At 37.4% G+C, this 20,166-nt stretch carries 16 protein-coding genes; 6 read left to right on the top strand and 10 right to left on the bottom strand.

All coding sequences use genetic code 11. The features are described from left to right. Positions 1-177 precede the first annotated feature (177 nt). Complete coding sequence (locus ACRD7B_RS01090) at positions 178-567, top strand: VOC family protein (RefSeq protein WP_430822593.1); 390 nt, start codon at positions 178-180, stop codon at positions 565-567. Between the two features lie 220 nt (positions 568-787). Here ACRD7B_RS01090 and dnaJ read toward each other — a convergent pair whose 3' ends face one another. The 7 genes from dnaJ to ACRD7B_RS01125 form a co-directional block, all read right to left on the bottom strand. Further along, positions 788-1,957, bottom strand: coding sequence for a molecular chaperone DnaJ (gene dnaJ / locus ACRD7B_RS01095; protein ID WP_430822594.1), 1,170 nt, complete (start codon positions 1,955-1,957; stop codon positions 788-790). An 11-nt stretch (positions 1,958-1,968) separates the two neighbouring features. Further along, the gene (locus ACRD7B_RS01100; RefSeq protein ID WP_430822596.1) at positions 1,969-2,592 is read right to left on the bottom strand and encodes a nucleotide exchange factor GrpE; all 624 of its coding nucleotides are present in this window, start codon (positions 2,590-2,592) and stop codon (positions 1,969-1,971) included. 210 nt (positions 2,593-2,802) lie between these two features. Continuing rightward, positions 2,803-3,330: a TlpA family protein disulfide reductase gene (locus ACRD7B_RS01105; protein ID WP_430822597.1), complete on the bottom strand. Its 528-nt coding sequence runs from the start codon at positions 3,328-3,330 to the stop codon at positions 2,803-2,805. Positions 3,331-3,342: 12 nt separating this feature from the next. Next, positions 3,343-3,870, bottom strand: a complete 528-nt coding sequence (locus ACRD7B_RS01110) for a TlpA family protein disulfide reductase (protein WP_430822598.1) — start codon at positions 3,868-3,870, stop codon at positions 3,343-3,345. Between the two features lie 353 nt (positions 3,871-4,223). After that, on the bottom strand, positions 4,224-5,528 hold the full coding sequence (gene murA, locus ACRD7B_RS01115) for a UDP-N-acetylglucosamine 1-carboxyvinyltransferase (RefSeq protein ID WP_430822599.1): 1,305 nt from the start codon (positions 5,526-5,528) through the stop codon (positions 4,224-4,226). Between the two features lie 34 nt (positions 5,529-5,562). Continuing rightward, positions 5,563-6,165, bottom strand: a complete 603-nt coding sequence (locus ACRD7B_RS01120) for a DUF4290 domain-containing protein (RefSeq protein WP_430822600.1) — start codon at positions 6,163-6,165, stop codon at positions 5,563-5,565. Between the two features lie 134 nt (positions 6,166-6,299). Next, positions 6,300-8,585: an ATP-dependent helicase gene (locus ACRD7B_RS01125; RefSeq protein ID WP_430822601.1), complete on the bottom strand. Its 2,286-nt coding sequence runs from the start codon at positions 8,583-8,585 to the stop codon at positions 6,300-6,302. Positions 8,586-8,771: 186 nt separating this feature from the next. Between ACRD7B_RS01125 and ACRD7B_RS01130 the strand changes: the two genes are divergently transcribed. Then, the gene (locus ACRD7B_RS01130; RefSeq protein WP_430822602.1) at positions 8,772-10,007 is read left to right on the top strand and encodes a T9SS type B sorting domain-containing protein; all 1,236 of its coding nucleotides are present in this window, start codon (positions 8,772-8,774) and stop codon (positions 10,005-10,007) included. An 82-nt stretch (positions 10,008-10,089) separates the two neighbouring features. Here the strand turns inward: ACRD7B_RS01130 and ACRD7B_RS01135 are convergent, their stop codons facing one another. After that, positions 10,090-12,246, bottom strand: a complete 2,157-nt coding sequence (locus tag ACRD7B_RS01135; RefSeq protein WP_430822603.1) for an elongation factor G — start codon at positions 12,244-12,246, stop codon at positions 10,090-10,092. A 268-nt stretch (positions 12,247-12,514) separates the two neighbouring features. Here ACRD7B_RS01135 and ACRD7B_RS01140 point away from each other — a divergent pair, with 268 nt between their 5' ends. After that, a complete protein-coding gene (locus ACRD7B_RS01140) occupies positions 12,515-12,865 on the top strand; it encodes a DUF190 domain-containing protein (RefSeq protein WP_430822604.1) in 351 nt (116 codons plus the stop codon). A gap of 194 nt (positions 12,866-13,059) precedes the next feature. Here the strand turns inward: ACRD7B_RS01140 and ACRD7B_RS01145 are convergent, their stop codons facing one another. Together ACRD7B_RS01145 and ACRD7B_RS01150 are read right to left on the bottom strand one after the other, a co-directional pair. Next, on the bottom strand, positions 13,060-15,324 hold the full coding sequence (locus ACRD7B_RS01145; protein ID WP_430822605.1) for a glycoside hydrolase family 20 protein: 2,265 nt from the start codon (positions 15,322-15,324) through the stop codon (positions 13,060-13,062). 65 nt (positions 15,325-15,389) lie between these two features. After that, entirely contained in the window at positions 15,390-16,463 is a 1,074-nt protein-coding gene (locus ACRD7B_RS01150) for a family 10 glycosylhydrolase (RefSeq protein WP_430822606.1), read from the bottom strand. 286 nt (positions 16,464-16,749) lie between these two features. Here ACRD7B_RS01150 and ACRD7B_RS01155 point away from each other — a divergent pair, with 286 nt between their 5' ends. The 3 genes from ACRD7B_RS01155 (at position 16,750) to nudC (ending at position 20,147) form a co-directional block, all read left to right on the top strand. Continuing rightward, positions 16,750-18,306, top strand: coding sequence for a metallophosphoesterase (locus tag ACRD7B_RS01155; RefSeq protein WP_430822607.1), 1,557 nt, complete (start codon positions 16,750-16,752; stop codon positions 18,304-18,306). A gap of 64 nt (positions 18,307-18,370) precedes the next feature. Continuing rightward, the gene (locus ACRD7B_RS01160) at positions 18,371-19,312 is read left to right on the top strand and encodes a nitrilase family protein (RefSeq protein WP_430822608.1); all 942 of its coding nucleotides are present in this window, start codon (positions 18,371-18,373) and stop codon (positions 19,310-19,312) included. A 7-nt stretch (positions 19,313-19,319) separates the two neighbouring features. Then, positions 19,320-20,147 (top strand): NAD(+) diphosphatase, encoded by an 828-nt coding sequence (gene nudC, locus ACRD7B_RS01165; protein WP_430822609.1) that lies wholly within the window; start codon positions 19,320-19,322, stop codon positions 20,145-20,147. Positions 20,148-20,166 lie beyond the last annotated feature (19 nt).

A 20,166-nucleotide genomic window follows, 5' to 3' on the forward strand; every position in this document is an offset into this window, starting at 1 on the left:
TATTTCAAACTAAATATCCTCACGGTATTTTCTTATTCCGATTATAAAAACATATTTACCCGAGCATCTATATTTGAATAACAGGTTTAACGGAGATTATTTTGATTTGTTTCAATATTTGACCTTGACTATTTCTCTAATATTTCTTATCATTCGCATTTACTAATTGTAAGAAATATGGATCTAAAACAAAACATGGTTGCCTGGTTTGAAATACCTGTACAGGACCTAGACAGAGCTACAAGATTTTATGAAGAAGTCTTTGATATAACACTTTTACCCCAAGACTTGGGACCGGTAAAAATGTCATTTTTTCCGTATAACGATGATTTACCCGGTTCTCCAGGTGGACTTATGTATTATCCCGAAGAATATCAGGTATCGAAAGATGGTGTACTCATATATTTCAGCTCTCTGGCCGGCGATTTAAATACTGAGCTATCAAGAGTAGAAAAAGCTGGAGGTCAGATTTTATCTTCCAAACGCTTGATTAGTGAAGAAATTGGATACATGGCCGTCTTTATTGATTCGGAAGGCAATCGCATTGCCCTATATAACAAGGCATAAAAAAAAGAGGCTGTCTCAAAAGTCAAAAAAGAATCTTTGAAACATATAATTTATAACTAGCTTCAATATATGTTACCCCTAAATCCCCTGAAGGGGACTTAAGCCTCCACTTTAGTGGAGGTTTGGAGGGGTAGAAATAAAGGATAAGTTTTAATTTATAAGTTGTCTAGATTTTAAATTCACTTTTGAGACAGCCCCTTTTTAAATATAGTTGATTCAATTATTCAAACATATTACGCATACGGCTGAAAAAACCTTCACCATCTCCATTTGATGGATCAAAGCTTTCAGCTGTTTGTAGTTTCTCAACCACTTTTCGTTCATCCTTATTTATGTTTTTAGGAATGAACACTTGGATATGCACCAACAAATCTCCACGTCCATAACCATTCACCTCAGGTAATCCTTTACCGCGAAGACGCAATACTTTTCCTGGCTGAGTTCCAGGATCAATCTTAACTTTTACGCGACCTTCTACCGTTGGAATTTCTACTGCCTTTCCTAGTATAGCATCTGGCACGCTAACATTCAAGTTATAAATAAGGTTATTACCATCACGAATTAACTCCGGATGTTTCTCTTCTTCGATCAATACCAACAAATCACCATTGATACCACCACGTCGCGCAGCATTGCCCTTACCAGAAACCGATAACTGCATTCCCTCTTCAACTCCCGCAGGTATATTTAATGAAATAACTTCTTCATCGCGTATTACACCTTCACCAGCACATGGCGCACACTTATTGGTAATAATTTTGCCCTCACCTCCACAAGTTGGACAGGTAGATGCGGTTTGCATCTGACCCAATATTGTATTTGAGATACGTGTAACCTGGCCTGAACCATGACAAGTAGAACAGTTACTATACGAACTATTATTCTCAGCTCCTGATCCACTACACGAGCTACACTCGACGTATTTCTTTACCTTAATTTTCTTTTCTGCACCATTAGCAATTTCGCTTAAGTTAAGTTTTACCTTAACACGAAGATTGGAGCCTTTATTGACTCTGCGGCCTCCACGGGATGAACCTCCACCAAAGCCACCGAATCCACTAAAACCGCCAAAGCCACCACCTCCGCCGCCAAATATATCTCCGAAATGAGAGAAGATATCATCCATTGACATTCCAGCGCCACCAAAGCCACCACCTGAAGCTCCGCCTACACCAGCATGACCAAACTGATCGTAACGCTGACGTTTTTCTGCGTTAGATAGAATCTCATATGCCTCTGCTGCCTCTTTGAATTTCTCCTCTGCGGCTTTATCACCTTGATTTTTATCCGGGTGATACTTAATGGCTTTCTTACGATAAGCCTTTTTAATCTCTTCTGCAGAAGCACTTTTTGATACTTCTAATATTTCGTAAAAATCTCTTTTTGACATGTCTTTGCTGTTTACTCACCAACTACAACCTTCGAGAAACGAACAACTTTCTCGTGAAGTGTATAACCTTTTTCGATGCAATCAATAACTTTTCCTTTCAATTCATCAGTTGGTGCCGGTATTTTCGTTACCGCCTCGTGAACATCAGTATCAAATGGTTTTTCTTTAGCTTCAATCTCTTTAAGCCCTTGCTGTGTAAGATATTCGCTAAACTTATTATAGATTAACGCAATACCTTCTTTCAAGGCATCGATATCTTTTGCTTCATCCATGTGCGCTTGGGCTCTATCAAAATCGTCGATCACTGGCAACAAGGCTAAGAGCATGCTCTCTCCTGCCGTTTTTGTCAGCTCCATTTTTTCCTTAAGCGTACGACGGCGATAATTGTCAAACTCAGCACTTAGGCGCAGGTATTTATCATTGAGCTCAGCCAATTTAATATTTTGCTTTTCCTCTTCCGATAATTCAGGTTCCTTTTCTTCTTCTACTTCTTCCTCAACCTGATCTTTTACTTCCTCCTGATCCTTCACCTCTTCCTGCTCATCAGCAGCTACTTCATTTTCAAGCAATTCTTTTTCCACCTCTTTGGCCTTTTGCGCTTTGGCATCTTGCTTTTTCGATGACTTCTTAACCATTTATATCGTATTTTTTATTATTCCAATTAACACTTCGTTCAGACACATTATTCTGTGCGACGCAAAATTACACAAATATTCTGCCAACTTAAGCTTATTAGTCAAATTGGCAGAGTTTGATAATTCACCTGTCAGGTTTCGGCTATAATGACAAAAGGCAACTCCTTTTTTCAAAGAAACTGCCTTTGTATATTTTAAAACTAGTTAAGTCTACTTTTTAAGTAACTCCTTTAATTTTGCTTCCAAAGCAGAGCCACGCAAATTTTTTGCAAGAATTACACCGTCTGAATTAATCAGGAAATTACTTGGAATGCCTCTAACTCCGTATACAACTGCCGGTCTGGTATTCCAAGCCGCAAAATCGCATACATGATATGGCCAAGTCAATTTATCTGCTTTAATGGCATCCTCCCAGGCTTTCTGTTTCTTGTCAAGCGATACACTAAATATTGTAAAACCTTCACCGCCTTCAAAACTCTTATCTTTATAGCTATTAAAAGCCTTAACAACATGAGGGTTTTCATGACGACAAGGTCCACACCAACTCGCCCAAAAATCAATCAAAACTAATTTACCCTTAATATCAGACAATGAAATGTTTTCACCATCTTGATTTTTCATTTTAATATCAGGAGCAATCTCACCTACTCTATTGCCTTCTTTAGTCTGCGCCTGAGCTGACACAATACTAGTCAAAGCAAATAGCATTATAAATAAAGAGCGTACTAATAGTTTCATAGGCTTATGAGTTTAAATTGATGACAGAAAGTTTAAGGATTTCTCAATTTTAGAATAACCAACATCTTTAGCTAAGATACGGCCATCACCATCAATTAAGATATTAATAGGCTCATCAATGTTATACAATTTTGACAAGTCACCTTCCATTCCTTTGAAATCACAGATATGTTTAAAGTTCTCCGTTTCATCTTGCTCAATAGCCAGGTTCAATGGCGAACGAAAACGATCTAAAGAAATACTAAGAACAACTAACTCCTCCCCGTTGTGGAAATGAGTACCGGTATTCTTTTCAAACAATTGATTTAAGTAGAAGTTGTTCATGCGCGATGGTGCATGGTACGATGCCCAAAAATTGATGATTACCATCTTTCCTTTAAGGTCTTCCAGCTTTAATGGCGTTCCATCAATAAGCTCTGCTTGAATACCGGGTGCTTCATTGCCAATCTCAAGACCTATCTCAGCCCTTTGATTATCATCCATAAAGGACAAAAAACCGACTCCAATAATGATTGTAGCTAATATTAATTTTAGCTTCATATGAATTTAATTTCGTTTAAAATCGAGGTAAAGTTTCAAAAAAAAAGCTTGCCTTGCTTTAGTTTTAGATGAACATGCAGTATTAAGTGATTAGCGTATTAAATGATGACACAAAGCTATGCTGTGAAGCAGAAAAAAACAATTCATAAGGACTTGGATATAGTCTTTATATTTTTATATTAGTGTTTGATAAAAACGCAACAGCCTTACCACTAATTGATTAAGTAAAAATACACGCTTGAAAAAGTGCATTATTTTGCTTAGAAGGATTCTAAACAAGACAATAAGTTATATAATAAAAGTTAAATAACTCACAAAAAAGTTTAATTCTGAGCGGTTAAAAGTCAGATTATTTAAACCCTTGTAATTTTAGCACCTAATTTCTGAAGTCGAAGGTCGATATTTTGGTACCCTCGATCTATCTGTTCAATGTTTTGGATCGTACTTTTTCCCTTAGCTGATAATGCAGAAATTAGAAGTGCAACTCCAGCTCTGATATCAGGCGAGGTTAATTTTGCTCCACGCAATGCTGTTTCCTTATTTAAACCAATCACAGTAGCTCTGTGCGGATCACATAATATAATACGTGCACCCATATCAATGAGCTTATCAACGAAAAACAAGCGACTCTCAAACATTTTTTGATGAATCAGAACGCTTCCTTTTGCCTGTGTTGCAACAACTAAGAAAACACTTAGTAGATCGGGTGTTAATCCTGGCCATGGCGCATCGGCTATGGTCATAATAGAACCATCGATAAAGGTTTCTATTTCATAGGTTTCCTGAGAAGGAATATAAATATCATCTCCCTTTATTTGCAAATCAATACCCATGCGTTGAAATGCCATTGGTATTACACCCAAATGCTCAACACCACAATTCTTGATGGTAATTTCAGAACTGGTCATAGCTGCCATTCCAATAAAACTACCCACCTCTATCATATCTGGTAAAATTGTATGCGCACAAGCACTTAAGCGCTTAACCCCCTCAATCACCAATAAATTAGATCCAATGCCTGAAATCTTAGCTCCCATACTTACAGCCATTCGGCACAACTGTTGTAAATAAGGCTCACATGCAGCATTGTAGATTGTAGTGGTTCCTGGCGTTAAAACCGCTGCCATAACCACATTTGCAGTTCCTGTTACCGACGCTTCATCGAGCAACATGTAACAGCCTTTCATTTCAGATGCTTCTACAGTATAAAATACATCTTGTGCATCGAAATTAAACTTAGCACCAAGTTTTTGAAAGCCAATGAAATGAGTATCTAATCGTCTACGGCCAATCTTATCTCCACCCGGTTTAGGAAAATAAGCTTTCCCAAAACGAGCCAATAAAGGTCCCATTATCATGATAGAACCACGTAATGAAGAGGCGCGCTTTTTAAATTCTGGACTTTGAAGAAAATCAAGATTGACTTGACTGGCAGTAAACTCACACGTGTTACGATCAATACGATTAATCGTAACCCCCATTTGTTCTAACAGATCGATCAGGTTATTAACATCAACAATGTCTGGAATATTATTAATACGTACGGTTTGCTCCGTTAAAAGTACGGCACATATTACCTGTAAGGCTTCATTTTTAGCGCCCTGAGGAGTGATTTCGCCAGATAAGCGATGACCACCTTCAATTTCAAAACTGTTCATTCAAAGGGTATTTTTGTAACACGCTTAAAAGTACCTATTTTTTATCGTTATTGCGCTTAGGTGAACGTTTTTTTCTATTACGATTTTGTACGGCCTCTTTGAATTCAGGAAGCTTAGATCCCGGTTCTACACTAAGTTTACCACCCGATAAACGAACTAAATCATTGAAAATCTTCTCATCTGTTACCGAATCTTTATTCCATTGAAACAAAGATTTTTTCATATGACCAGCAATGAGTAAAATCAAGTGCTTTTTCTCTTCTTCATTTTCATGAACAATAGCTTTAGCAATCATCTGCTCCACTAGTTCACCATAATGCTTGAATGAGATTTTAGTATTCTTATATGGCACTTTCTCAGGGCGAGCATTAAGCGTTTCGATCTCAGGGAGCTCGTAGGGCGCATCAATGTTCATCTTAAAATCAGACATTATTGCCAAATGATCCCACAACTTATGTTTGAAGTCATTTACATCGCGAAGATGGGGGAACATATTCCCCATAATACCTATAATTGTTTTCGCACAACGCGTGCGCTCTTCCTGGTCTTCAATGCTCACGGCATGCTCTACCATTTTTTGAATATGGCGACCATATTCAGGTAAGACCAAATCTTTACGATTAGAATTGTAATCCATCAATACGAAGTTATGCTACTTTAAATTCTTTATATTCCTAACGGTTGGTTGTTCAACGGAATTCTTTATTAATCCTTTTCGGAGGTAAGCTCCCTGCAAACATAATTCCCCACAGGCAACTGTATGTGACAAAACTAAGTCAAAATTTTAAGTTTGGCAAATTTGAGTAGTAATTGTTTTTGTCCAGCATTCTCAAATACAACAGTTGCTTTTCTATTTGTATCATTCCCCTCAACATTAAGCACTTTGCCTTTTCCAAATCGCTCATGCTCCACCATTAAGCCAGCTGTTATTTTATCCGAAGAAGCTGCTCCAAAATTAAGTTTTACTTTTGGTTCACTTTTTTCGGCCGAATAATTCATCTTAATTCTAGCTTGAGAACTGCCTATAGAGCCTTGACTACTCCTACTCTTAAAGTTTGAAGGAGGCGTATTACTCTTCTTTATGAAAACATCCTCAGCATTCATCTCAAGGTATTTCTGATCAATCTCACCAATAAAACGACTCGGTCGGCTATGAATCAGTTCGCCATATTTATAGCGGGATCGGGCAAACGAAATTGTTGCCACATTTTCGGCTCGTGTAACCGCAACATAAAATAAACGTCGCTCTTCTTCAAGTGCTTTTTCACTATCCACCGATTGAAGCGAAGGAAATAAGCCCTCCTCAACACCAACAATGTAAACATTCTTAAACTCAAGTCCCTTTGCCGAGTGAATGGTCATCAAGGTTATTTTATCAATATCATCAGGATTTTCATTGTCCTGATCGGTCAATAACGATACTTCTTCAAGAAAATTCACAAGATTAACCGATAAACCTTCTTCCTTCTTGCTATCACTAAAATCTTTTATGCCATTTAGCAGTTCGTTGATATTATCAATGCGACCTTGCCCTTCAATGGATTTATCGCCATGCAAATCGTGCATTAAACCACTCGCGGAAGCGATTTCAGCAGCTAACTCATACGCCGTCATTTGAGGCAACTGTGCCGCAAACCGAGAAATAAGTGCAGCAAAGGCATGCAACTTTTTAAGCGTACCTGCATTCAAGCCAGTCTGAACACCACTTGTATTACAGATAACTTGCCATATGGTTTGATTACTCGTATCAGCGGCTAAAACTAATTTTTCCATTGTAGTTTTACCAATACCACGAGCCGGATAATTTATAACACGTTTTAAGGCTTCCTGATCAGCTGGATTAACAGTTAGTCGAAAATAAGCCAAAAGATCTTTAATCTCTTTTCGCTGATAAAACGAAAGGCCGCCGTAAATTTTATAAGGAAGGTTTTTCTTACGGAATGCCTCCTCAAATACCCTTGATTGCGCATTGGTGCGATACAGAATTGCAAAATCCTTATAATCTTGCTGCTGGCGCATGCGTCGTTCAAAAATATCATTGGTAATTAAAAAGCCTTCTTCCACATCTGAATAGGCTTTCAATACTTTAATAGGACTTCCTACTTCATTATCCGAGAATACATTTTTTTGTATCTGACCTTGATTATTTGCAATGATACTATTAGCTGCATTAACTATATTCTGCGATGAGCGATAGTTTTGCTCAAGCTTGAATATTTGATAACCCGGATAATCATTTCTAAAATTAAGTATGTTTTCAATTTTAGCACCTCGAAAACTATATATACTCTGTGCATCATCACCTACTACACAAATGTTATTGTGTTTCTCAGCAAGCTTTTTAATAATTAAGTACTGCGAAAAATTGGTATCCTGATACTCATCAACCATTACATAGTCAAACTGGTCTTGGTATTTTTTTAAAACATCAGGAAAATCGCGAAAAAGAATGTTCGTATTCAACAATAGATCGTCAAAATCCATAACACCCGATTTGTAACACTCGCGCATATAACGTGCGTATATTTCATGCACCATTGGCATCTGAGCGGCCTTATCAGCTGATGTACGATTGGCATCGCGTGCATAGGCAACAGGAGTTATCAAATCATTTTTAGCCGATGATATTCGAGACAAAACACCTCCCGGCTTATAGGCTTTATCATTTAACTTCATTTTTTTAACAATACTCTTTACCAAATTTTTTGAGTCAGAGCTATCGTATATCGTAAACGACGATGGATAACCAAGGTGTTTCGATTCAAAACGAAGAATACGAGCAAAAATGGAGTGAAAGGTTCCCATCCATAAAATACTGGCATTATTTTGACCAACAACAGCTCCAATACGCTCCTTCATCTCCTTGGCAGCTTTATTGGTAAAGGTCAGCGACAATATTCTGTAGGGCTTTACACCCTTCTCGAGCAAATGAGCAATGCGATAAGTTAATACACGTGTCTTCCCTGAGCCTGCTCCTGCAATTACCAAAGAGGGGCCATCCGTTTGCACAACAGCTTCTCGCTGCGCTTCATTCAATTCTTCTAAATAACTTTGCACTTCTTAATCTTGAGATGAAAATATCAAAGATGCAAAAATAAACCTTCAATTGAGAAAAACTGAAGGTTTTGAAATCATTTTTAAGCTTAGTTCTATCAAATAGTAATATTAAGCCCGTTTTTATCGTTTAAAGAAATATTATAGCTTTGAATAAAATTGTATCGATCAACTCACATGTCTATTTTGATGAAACCAATACATAAAATTTTAGTTCTTGTTTTGATAAGCCTATTATCTTCAGGAATAAATGCCCAAATAAGTGCCCCAGACCGCTTTTATGAAGAATTAACATCGTACCCGGATGGTAATAACGATCCCATTTTCTATTTTGAGGACATTAATTCGGCACGCCTAATTGCACCAACAGGCGCTACTTATCAATGGTTTCGATACTCAAACACAAGCAATAGCTTTGAACCTTTGGTAGGCGAAAATGGGAATACACTTAATAGTGTTGGCGAATATGGTTATCGTGTACAAGTGGATAATGGAGTCGGAACGATTAGTGATTATTATTGCTGGGCTTTTGTGCCAATGATTACAGATGCATCTATTAATATTGAACTTGCAAACTGCAACAACTTACGTCAATTAGCCAGTACGAATTTTAAAAATCTGGTTTATTTTAACCATAAAGGAGATAACTCAAGCATAGCTGTTGATTATGAATTTGTTTACAATTGGTCGTCAATTCCTGTTGGTCCAATCGAAGGCATAGGCACACAAAGCATTGAGATAGACGCACCAACTGAGGATACAGAGTATCATATTTCTATATCAAATAAGTTTACACCTACCATTGAGGCTGTTGAAGCAACAAACGACTATATAGCCATTGCCGTGAGTGCAGATTTTGTTGCTATATCAAATGATCCTGAAGATAATGAAATAAAAGAAGCCTCTGCTGCGATTGATCTCAAACTATATGCCGACGTAAATCCTGATACTAAAGAAGTTTTATCAAGAGGTCATATTAGTGAATATAAATTTACCGATGACGATGTATTAATTGACTATGCTGCTCAAATTCAAAGTCATATTATTAAAGACTTAGGAGAAAATGTAATATTGTTAGAAGTTGTTAATTTAGATTCTGGATGCGAATCTGTAAGTGCACCACAAACTTTTACTATTAAAGAAATGGTTGTAAAGGTGCCTGGTGCCTTTTCACCTTTTAGTAGTCCTAACCAAAATGACGAATTCAAAGTACTATATCGTTCGGTTGCTAAGTTCAATATGCTTATTTACAACCGCTGGGGAAGAATGGTTTACAAAGGCACAAACCCAGCAGAAGGTTGGGATGGTAGAATTAATGGCAGAAAAGCCGAACCTGGTGTATATTTCTACATGATCGAAGCTGAAGGGTATAACAAAGATGAACGCACAAAACTGGAAGGCGCTGTTCATTTAATAATTAATTAAACCTCCCAAACCATAAAGTACAAATGGAACGAAAAAAGCCAGGCACCTTTCGATACCTGGCTTACTATTTAATTACATTAACTTAATCTTCCTTTTCTTCTTCTTCAAAGGCCTTCATCAATTCAACCTGAATTTCTGGTGGCACTTTATCGTATTGAGCAAACGACATGCTATAAAAAGCACGACCGCCTGTAATACTGCTCAATGAAGTAGAATACTTATTCATCTCTTTCAAAGGCACCTTGGCTTTAATTACCTCAAAACCTTTTTCACTTGCCATACCCTCGATTAATGCACGGCGACCTTGCAGATCACTCATCACATCACCCATACGATCACTTGGCACTTTCACCTCAACATTATAAATCGGTTCAAGAATTTTTGGCTTGGCATTTTTAAAGGCTTCGCTAAAGGCATGGCGTCCCGCCAATTTAAACGATATCTCATTTGAATCGACCGCATGCATTTTACCATCGTAAACAAACACTCGAATATCGCGGGCATAAGAACCAGTTAAAGGCCCTTGGTCCATTTTTTCCATTATACCCTTAAGAATAGCTGGTAAGAAACGAGCATCAATAGCTCCACCAACAATACACGAATTAAAGACTAACTTTCCTCCCCAAGGAAGATCATGCACTTCTTCGTTCTTAATGTTCAGCTTTATTTCCTGGCCATCAACCTTCATGGTAGCTGGCGTCTCCATACCTTCGTAATAAGGCTCAATAATCATGTGAACTTCACCAAACTGACCTGAACCACCACTTTGCTTTTTGTGACGATAATCGGCCCGTGCCACCTTTGTAATTGTTTCACGATAAGGAATCTTTGGATCGTGGAAGGTAATATCAATTTTGTCATTGTGCTCAAGTCGCCATTTCATGGTATTAAGATGAAACTCGCCCTGACCAAATACAATTATCTGTTTTAATTCTTTTGAATATTCAACACTTAAAGTTGGATCTTCTTCGTGCATACGCTGAAGTACTTCACCTAACTTTTCATCATCTGCATCATTTACCGTTTTAATGGCAGTTCTATATTTTGGATTTGGATAATGAATGGCATCAAACAAATACTCAGTACCTTTTTCGTTTAATGTATGATTGGTATGTGTTTCTTTTAACTTAACAGTTGCTCCAATATCACCAGCAACCAATTCTGATATTTTATGTCGATTATTACCAGCTACACAATATAATTGTGCAATACGTTCTTTAGCCGAACGATTGGCATTAATCAGATCCATGCCTTCTGTTATTTTACCAGACTGCACTTTAAAATAAGATACTTCACCTAAATGTGGTTCGATGGAAGTTTTAAATACGAAAATAGAAGTTGGTCCGGCCGGATCACATTTAACTTCAGTTCCATCAGCTGTTTTTGGAACAGGCATTTCTGACACATTTGGCACTACATTACCCAAGAACTCCATCAAACGACGGCCTCCCATGTCTTTCTTAGCAGAAACACAAAATACGGGGAACATATCGCGGGCAATTAATCCTTTCTTAATACCCTGACGCATTTGGTCTTCATTCAAAGTACCTTCTTCAAAAAACAATTCCATTAATGGCTCATCGTTTTCTGCAGCAGCTTCAACCAAGGTATTATGTAATTCGTTTGCTTTGTCTTTTTGATCATCTGGAATTTCCAGAATTTGAGGTTCTCCTCCATCGGCACCCCACTGGTACATTTTCATTTTCAATACATCAATAACTGCATTGAATCCTTCACCCACAGTTACCGGATATTGAACAACCACTACTTTACTACCAAAAGCATCAATGGCGTTCTCCAATGTTTGCTCATAATTGGCTTTCTCGTGATCAAGTTGATTCATCACAAAAATAACCGGCTTACTATACTCTTCTGTATATCTAAACAAGTTTTCGGTTCCAACCTCTACGCCTTGTGTTGTATTCAACAACATCAATGCCGTATCAGTTACATTTAACGAAGTGATAGCACCTCCAATAAAATCATCGGAACCCGGGCAATCTATAAAATTAAATTTACGATTTTGATACTCGGTAAACAATACAGATGAAAAAACCGAGTAACCATATTCATGCTCCACTCGGTTATAATCGGAAACCGTACTGTTGTTTTCTATGTCTCCACGTCTACTAATTACACCACCTTCAAAAAGCATTGCTTCTGCGAGGGTGGTTTTACCCGAGCCGCTACTTCCAAGCAGCGCCAGGTTTTTGATTTGATCAGCTTGATATACTTTCATAAAGCTTGATTTAAGAGTTTGTAATTATTTTAGGTAAATTCTGGGTATGACTGTAAAATTAATAATATTTAAATAACAAGCAAATGAATGGATACTGAACTAAAATGACTATCGCTTATTTATTTTCGATATAAAATATGTCTATCATCATCTTTTAAAAGAATAAGACAATACCACAGCAAATAAAATCAACATTGCAAAATCAATATGTTGAGATTGTTAGTAATATATCGTAATTTGAATGGGACATCATAAAACCTCACACATTATGGTATTAGAAGGAGAAGCTAAAAAGCTAAAGATAATCCTGGGACAAGATGGACGAGTATACCAGCGACCGCTTTACGAAGCTATTTTATTTGCAGCAAAGAAATACCAACTAGCAGGCGTTACAATCACCAAAGGGATATTGTCATATGGAGGTGACAGCATAGAGCACAATGCAAAAGTTTTTGACATATCAGAAGACTTACCCATCATTATTGAAATGGTGGATAAGGAAGAACGCATTTATGATTTCGCAGATATAGTTTCTAAACTTATGGATAAAGCTAATGTTGGAGGAATAATCTTTACTGAAGATGTAGAAGTTATAGCCTATAAGAAGACTAAAGAATAGAAAATTAAAAAGCGCCCTCCATTTAGGAAGACGCTTTTAAGAAACACACCAAATAGCTATAACAAATTGCTTAAGAACTTTTTCCTTCAATTTGAAAAGCCCCACCAAAAAGAATGGTTTTTTAATTATACTATACTAAATACCAACACAATCAAAGCATGACATTTTTATCATGCTTTGATCGGCAATCGGTATTATTCAACAATAATTTCATCAGAGAATAACCAAGCCTTACCTCCAGCTGCAGGATGCCAATCAGGACAAACGCCTACACTTTCAGCTACAATTTTTACATACTTGGCCTGTACTGGTTCAAATTCTTTAGGATACTCCAGCACCTCATTCACATCACTCTCTATAACACCCGGACTAAAAACAGCCACCTCAGTATAGTTCTCACCATCAAGCGACACTAAATAACGCACTTCCTTTGGGCCAAATACCCAACCCATAGGCTGGTTTTTAAAACGTGTAGTGATTTTTGAAACTTCAGTCACTTCACCTAAGTCAATGTTTACATCCACTGGCTTTTCTTCAACACCAACCATTACACCTAAAAAGCCATTGGTTAAACCATACTTACCCCCACCATCGTACTGTGGTGCATAAGCATGTTTAAGCTCATAGGGCTTACCAAAAGCTTTATGAAACTTTATTTCTTTCTCAGAAATCATATTAACCTCACCATTTTCTTTGAACTGGCAAGCTTTGATATGAACATTCTTATTGATAACAAATGATTCCGAATATATTTGACTTGCCTTAGTTGGCGTTGATCCATCCGTTTCAAAAAAGATTGGATCTGGTCGCTCAGCTATAAACTCAATCTTTGCAGACTTATCAGCATAGTTAGGTTCCACGTTGATGCCTACATGATAACTTATATCACCAGGAATAATATTGTATTTCTCCAATGTCTTTAATTTAGACTGAACACGTCCGTAAAACTCTTCCCATGGTCGTTGTGCAGGACTCCATCCCACTTCGGCAATAGCATAAACACGTGGGAATAAATTATACTCGATATGCTTAAATTTAGGCATGTACTCCGACCACATGTTTCCTTGAACACCTATGATATGAGCACGGTTACCTTCTGAAATATCTGCAGGAATAACCGGAAAAGTATATACATCGCGAAGTGTGCGTATACCCGGATGTCCAGGCGACTCTTCTCTGTGATTCTGTGTATGGTTAAAGTAATATGGAAACATCGGAGTCATCACCACATCATGACCTGCCTGAGCTGCCTTAATACCACCTGCTACTCCTCGCCACGACATAACAGCAGCATTAGGAGCCAATCCACCGTCTAGTATCTCATCCCAACCAATCAATCGACGACCGTTAGCATTCAAATATTTTTCAATACGTTTCACAAAATAACTCTGCAACTCATGCTCGTCGTGTGCACCTTCAGCTTCCATACGCTTTCGGCAATCGGGGCAAGCTAACCAAGTATCTTTTGGTGTTTCATCACCACCAATGTGTATAAACTCTGCTGGAAACAATTCAAGTGTTTCAGCTAAAACATCTTCTAAGAATTGAAAAGTTGACTCTTTACCAGCACAATAAACACCAGCTGACACACCTGCCTGATCCCAAATCTCAAGATCGCCAGCATTGTCGCAATAATACTCAGGATAGGCTACCAATGCAGCTGCCGAATGGCCAGGCAATTCTATCTCGGGAACAACCGTGATATTACGTTGAGCAGCATAGGCAACAATATCCTTAACTTGATCTTGTGTGTAGAAACCACCATATGGCTCCGTGTTGGCTGTATTCAACCCTTTTTTCTGATTTGCTTCAAAGCCAACTTTCTCCCGCCACGCTCCTATCTCAGTAAGCTTAGGATACTTTTTTATCTCAAGTCTCCATCCTTGATCATCCATTAAGTGCCAATGAAATGTATTGAGCTTATTCATTGCCATGTAATCAAGAAAGCGTTTAATTTCATTTACCGTAAAGAAGTGACGAGACACATCAAAGTGCATTCCCCTCCATTTAAAACGAGGATAATCCGTTATTTCAAGGAATGGAATTTTAACAACATTGTTCTCATCAACACTTATCAATTGACGTAATGTTTGTGCAGCATACACCAAACCTCCCTGATCTTTTGCCTTTGCGGTTACCCCTTGGTTTGAAATACTAAGCAGATAACCTTCATTTTTAACATCAAGGTCCTGATTTAGTTCAAAGCGTATTTTTCCTGTTTCAGAAAACTTAAACTCAATACCCGATTCTTGCTTAACTAGTCCATTAAGGTATTGTCCAAAGGCTGGATCAATGTTTTGTAAACTCACATTGAGGTCTGCTGAACTCAAGAGCAATGCACCTTCCGCCTGCTCCAACTCCACTGGGTAAGGTATTAAATTCAACTCTTCTACTTTTTGTTTAGTTGTGCATGCAGCCAATAAAACACCAGCTATCACAATCAAAAGAAAATGTCTCATATCAATTCTTCTTTATAGTTGCTTTGCCAAAAACAACACTCTCCATTAATATATAATATTCTACTCTACCAATTATCTATTTCATATGCCAGCGCTTCCCAATGCTTATCGCTAAAGCTATAAGGCGTAAATAAACATACACCTTTGGCTCCGCCCTTCTTAGATGATCGGATGGCTGTTTTAAAATCCTTTATGTTCTGTAAGGATGGAACGAATATCCCACTGTACAAAGGCTTATTATTACCAATAGCCATTGTCCCCTCTGCACATGCAGTCCTAATCCAATCTGGCGATTCTTCATAAAAACTATGATAGTTCATCGGATAATAGGCGTCCAGATTCCAAGAACTCCAATCTTGACGAACCAGATTACGAGCAATATCAGGCGTTGGAAAAACAGCAGCCGTTACCTTAATGCCTTTGGCACGCACAGCCTTGGTCAACTGCTCAACGGTTTCATTCACCATGTCGTATCTAAACTGTCGCCATTTTTCATTGTCAGGTGCCGAATCTCCCAATCTTGATGCATCTTCACCTGTCTTAAGTTTATAAGTTTCCACACAATTATCGCAATAGCAAAAGTCAAATTCGGCATGCTCCTTATCCATCACCAAATTGTATTTCTCCCAAAGTTGAGTTGGTAAAATTACATCGGAATGCCTAATGTAATCCAAATGTACACCATCTATATTTGGAACACTAGCCAAATCTTCAACTAACTCCGTTAAATAATCTCGTACTTCCTGTTTGCTCGGGCAAAGCCATTTATAATAATATACGTAGGGTTGATCTTCGGCTGTTGATTTTCCATCACGACTAACGGTATACCAATCTTTATGCTCATTTAATAAGGTATTATCATATCTGCGCATAATATTTTGCCAAGCATGCAATTCTAAACCATGCTTGTGTGCCAAGCTTACAACTTTTGGATATTTCTGTAGTGTTGTTTGATACATCACCCCGGTTATACCCGCATCTTTAAGTTTCACAAACATCTTCTCCAGCTCAACATTATTCTCAATCTTCCCTTCTCCCATCCAAACGTAATGTTGCGACAACTGCTTTTGGCAAGCCGTCAGAAATAACAACATTACAATTATTACGAGACCCAATAATTTGTTCCACCACTTCATCATGTCATTTTATGCATTGAGTTCACAATTTCAAACAATAAATTTGAAGTTGGAAATATACAGGCGATTGATTTAGGTAAATTGTAATCTTGTTACAGATAATTGCACAATTGTGCCAAGTGCAACACAAATGCTATTTGCATGTTTACATTACCACAGCAAGTCTATACTTTTAGTTAAAGTTACCCCATTAGAGCATCATATTTTATTTCTATTTTCGTTGTGATTTTAAACAAAATACTCAAAGCATTGTACAAATTGTAATATCGTACTAAAATCGATCGTTCTAATGATAAACCTGAATAATAAAAAACACATATACAGTATCGCTTGGTTGGCTGGTGTGTTACCTGTTGTATATTTAATGTGCAATACCTCTTTAAGAGAACGAAACTGTTTGCCCAACAAACCTATACTTCTTAAACTGACAGCTTATCTTTTTGCAGCGGGCACCTATTATGCTTTAATTCTTTTGGGCAAACAACTTGTTATTGACACCAGTTTGTTTGATTCCAAATACCTTTCCATTGCTGCCATATTTTTACTTTTCATGGCTTTACAGTTACTTTTGTCCTCGTTATTTTTAAAAATAAGCGAAAGATTCTTTGCTGATGCCTTTGACTTTTCCGATACCATTTCTAATAAAACGCTTTGGTTCTATTTCATACTTACAAGCTCTGTAAGCATTGCGATGACCGCTTATTTATTTAATTACGGCCCCTTCCAATTTACATTTTCGGCCATTTATGTTGTCGCTAACATTTACTTATACTCACAGATAAAACATGTCTTTAAAACAAATGTCCAAACATATGTTTTTACAACTCTGTTTGTTATTATAAGCAGTGCCTTTCCTATTAGTAACAGTGCTTTTGCACACATCGAAATTCCAATTGCCAAAGCAATCGTTTTTGTTGGATACTACTATGCGCCATTTATACTGTATGCTATTTTATTGTTTCTAGTATGGAATGGTATTAAGCACTCTATCTTACTTATTTCAAAGAACAAAAAACTACGCAGCACATTGCAAACCAATAAAAGGATAATTGCTTTAATCATTTTAGGCACTACCCTTGCAATTGAAATATTTGGCATATTTAATTTTAACAACACCAGAATTATCTCCTACAAAATAGAGCTAGCTAATAAGACAAGTGAGCTAAAAGATTTTAAAATTATTTTCGCTGCCGATAGCCACTTTAGCGAAATCACCAACCATTATTTTATCGAACAATTTATTGATAAAATAAATGCTCAGAACGCTGATATCATATTCTTTGTAGGTGATATATTTGAATCGAGCAGGGCAAATGAAGAAATGGCATTTATTCAAAATCAACTAAAGCAAATTAAATCAAAATACGGAGTATTTGCAGTTGAGGGGAATCACGAAAATTACAACAAAATAAATAATGCGGCCTATTTTGCCAACTCTAACATAGAACTCTTAAGCGACACTACAATTATTATTAACAATACCATTCAAGTAATTGGCAGACTCGACAAACGTAATCCCAAGCGAAGAGAACTTGATGAACTTACAAATGATATTCGATCAGATCTGCCTACCATATTATTGGACCATCAACCCCCAAATAAATTAGAAGCCTATCCCAAAGCCGATATTTCTTTATCTGGCCATACACACAATGGACAGTTGTTTCCTCTAAATTTTATTGTTGATTATATTTACGAATTATCGTGGGGACATCAGAAAGTTGAGAATACTCACTTCTTTGTTACCTGTGGTGCACAAGGCTGGGGACCGCAAGTCAAGATAGGTAGTCGTTCCGAAATAGTAGAATTAAACATCAACTCTTCAACTCAAACGGTTTCAAATTAAAGATTTATCTTTGCAATAGGTATCAACTGATATCGTATGAGATAAAACTTAAACCTGAACCAAAATGAATTTAGCTGTTGCTCAATTTCAACCCAAAGATGGGGATAAAACCTACAATCTTTCAGTTATTCGTAATTTAACAAAGAAAGCAAAGGAAGAAGGGGCTGATGTAATTAGCTTTCATGAAATGTCGATTACTGCCTACACTTTCACAAAGGATCTTACTTTTGATGAAATAAGCGAGTTGGCTGAAGAAGTGCCAAATGGAAGCAGTACTAATGCCCTCATAAACATCTCGAAAGAATTTGATATTCCTATCCTGGCAGGGCTCGTAGAAAAAGAAAACAAGCATATCTACAACACATACATTTGCGTAGATAAAAAAGGAGTCGTCGCTAAATTTCGAAAAATTCATCCATTCATAAGCAAACACATGTCGGCAGGCAATGAGTATTGCGTGTTTGATTTATTGGGATGGAAGTGTGGCATACTAATTTGTTACGACAATAATGTGGTTGAAAACGTAAGAGCCACAAGCCTACTTGGTGCTGAATTAATATTTGCCCCGCATGTTACCGGATGTACACCATCGGCGATGCCTGGCCGCGATTATGTAGACGACAAACTTTGGCAAAACCGGGAAACTGATCCTGTTGCATTACGCTTAGAATTTGATGGCCCCAAAGGAAGACGATGGCTGATGCGTTGGCTCCCGGCACGCGCCTACGATAATGGTGTATTTTATGCTTTTACTAACCCCATTGGCTACGATGGCGAGCATTTGAAAAATGGCAACTCAATGATTCTCGACCCATATGGAGAAGTATTATCCGAAATTAAATCATTTGACGACGCCATCACCATTGCCAAAATCAACAAAGAAAAGATTGAGCTTTCTGGTGGACATAGATACAAAAAAGCGCGTAGGCCAGAACTCTATAAAAACATTATTGGAGCCAATCACACACCCGACACAACACCCGTTTGGTTAAACGACGATAAATAAACACTTAATGATCCAGGATATATTTCCACACACATTGAATAATGAATACATAGCTACGAAGGATATCCGAGATGAAGACTATGTGTTTTATTTTAGGGATAAATCGTTGTTGCTATTACAAAATAGCAATACACTTAAACTCCCAAGGAAAAGTGATTTTGAGAACATTGGCACCAATGGGGTATTTATTTTTAAGCTAGATGGTTTTAATTGCTTCTTAGTTTGGGATTGCCCAACTCATATTACAACAAAATTCAGCTACCATGAAATTAATTCAGACACAATAAAAACTCACAAAACGATTGACTACACCAGCATGGTTGCTTATCAACTGTGCACATGGTACAGGCAACATAAATTTTGTGGTTCATGTGGTTCACCAACGCAATTAAAAACTGATGAAAGAGCCATCGTATGTCCATCATGCAAAACAACTCAATACCCTCAAATTTCACCAGCCATTATAGTTGGCATTTTTAGTAAGGATAAAATTTTGCTTGCTAGAGGTAAAAATTTTAGAAACAATATGTATTCGCTGGTAGCTGGTTATGTTGATATTGGCGAATCGATAGAAGATACCGTAAAGCGCGAGGTAAAAGAAGAAGTCGGACTTGACATTGCAAATATCCGTTATTACAGCAGCCAACCTTGGCCTTATTCTGGTTCAATGATGATTGGTTTTATTGCGGATGGTGACGATACGCAAGCCATAAAAGTAGACGACAAGGAAATAGTAGATGCAGCATGGTTCTCTCGGGATAATTTACCCAATTACCCAACTGAAAGAAGTATTGCAGGTGAAATAATTAATAAGTTTATTAGGAAACAATTATAAGAATACGGACAACATCTGT

It is taken from the genome of Carboxylicivirga fragile, assembly GCF_050589805.1.
In the GTDB taxonomy this organism is placed as follows: Bacteria; Bacteroidota; Bacteroidia; order Bacteroidales; family Marinilabiliaceae; genus Carboxylicivirga; species Carboxylicivirga fragile.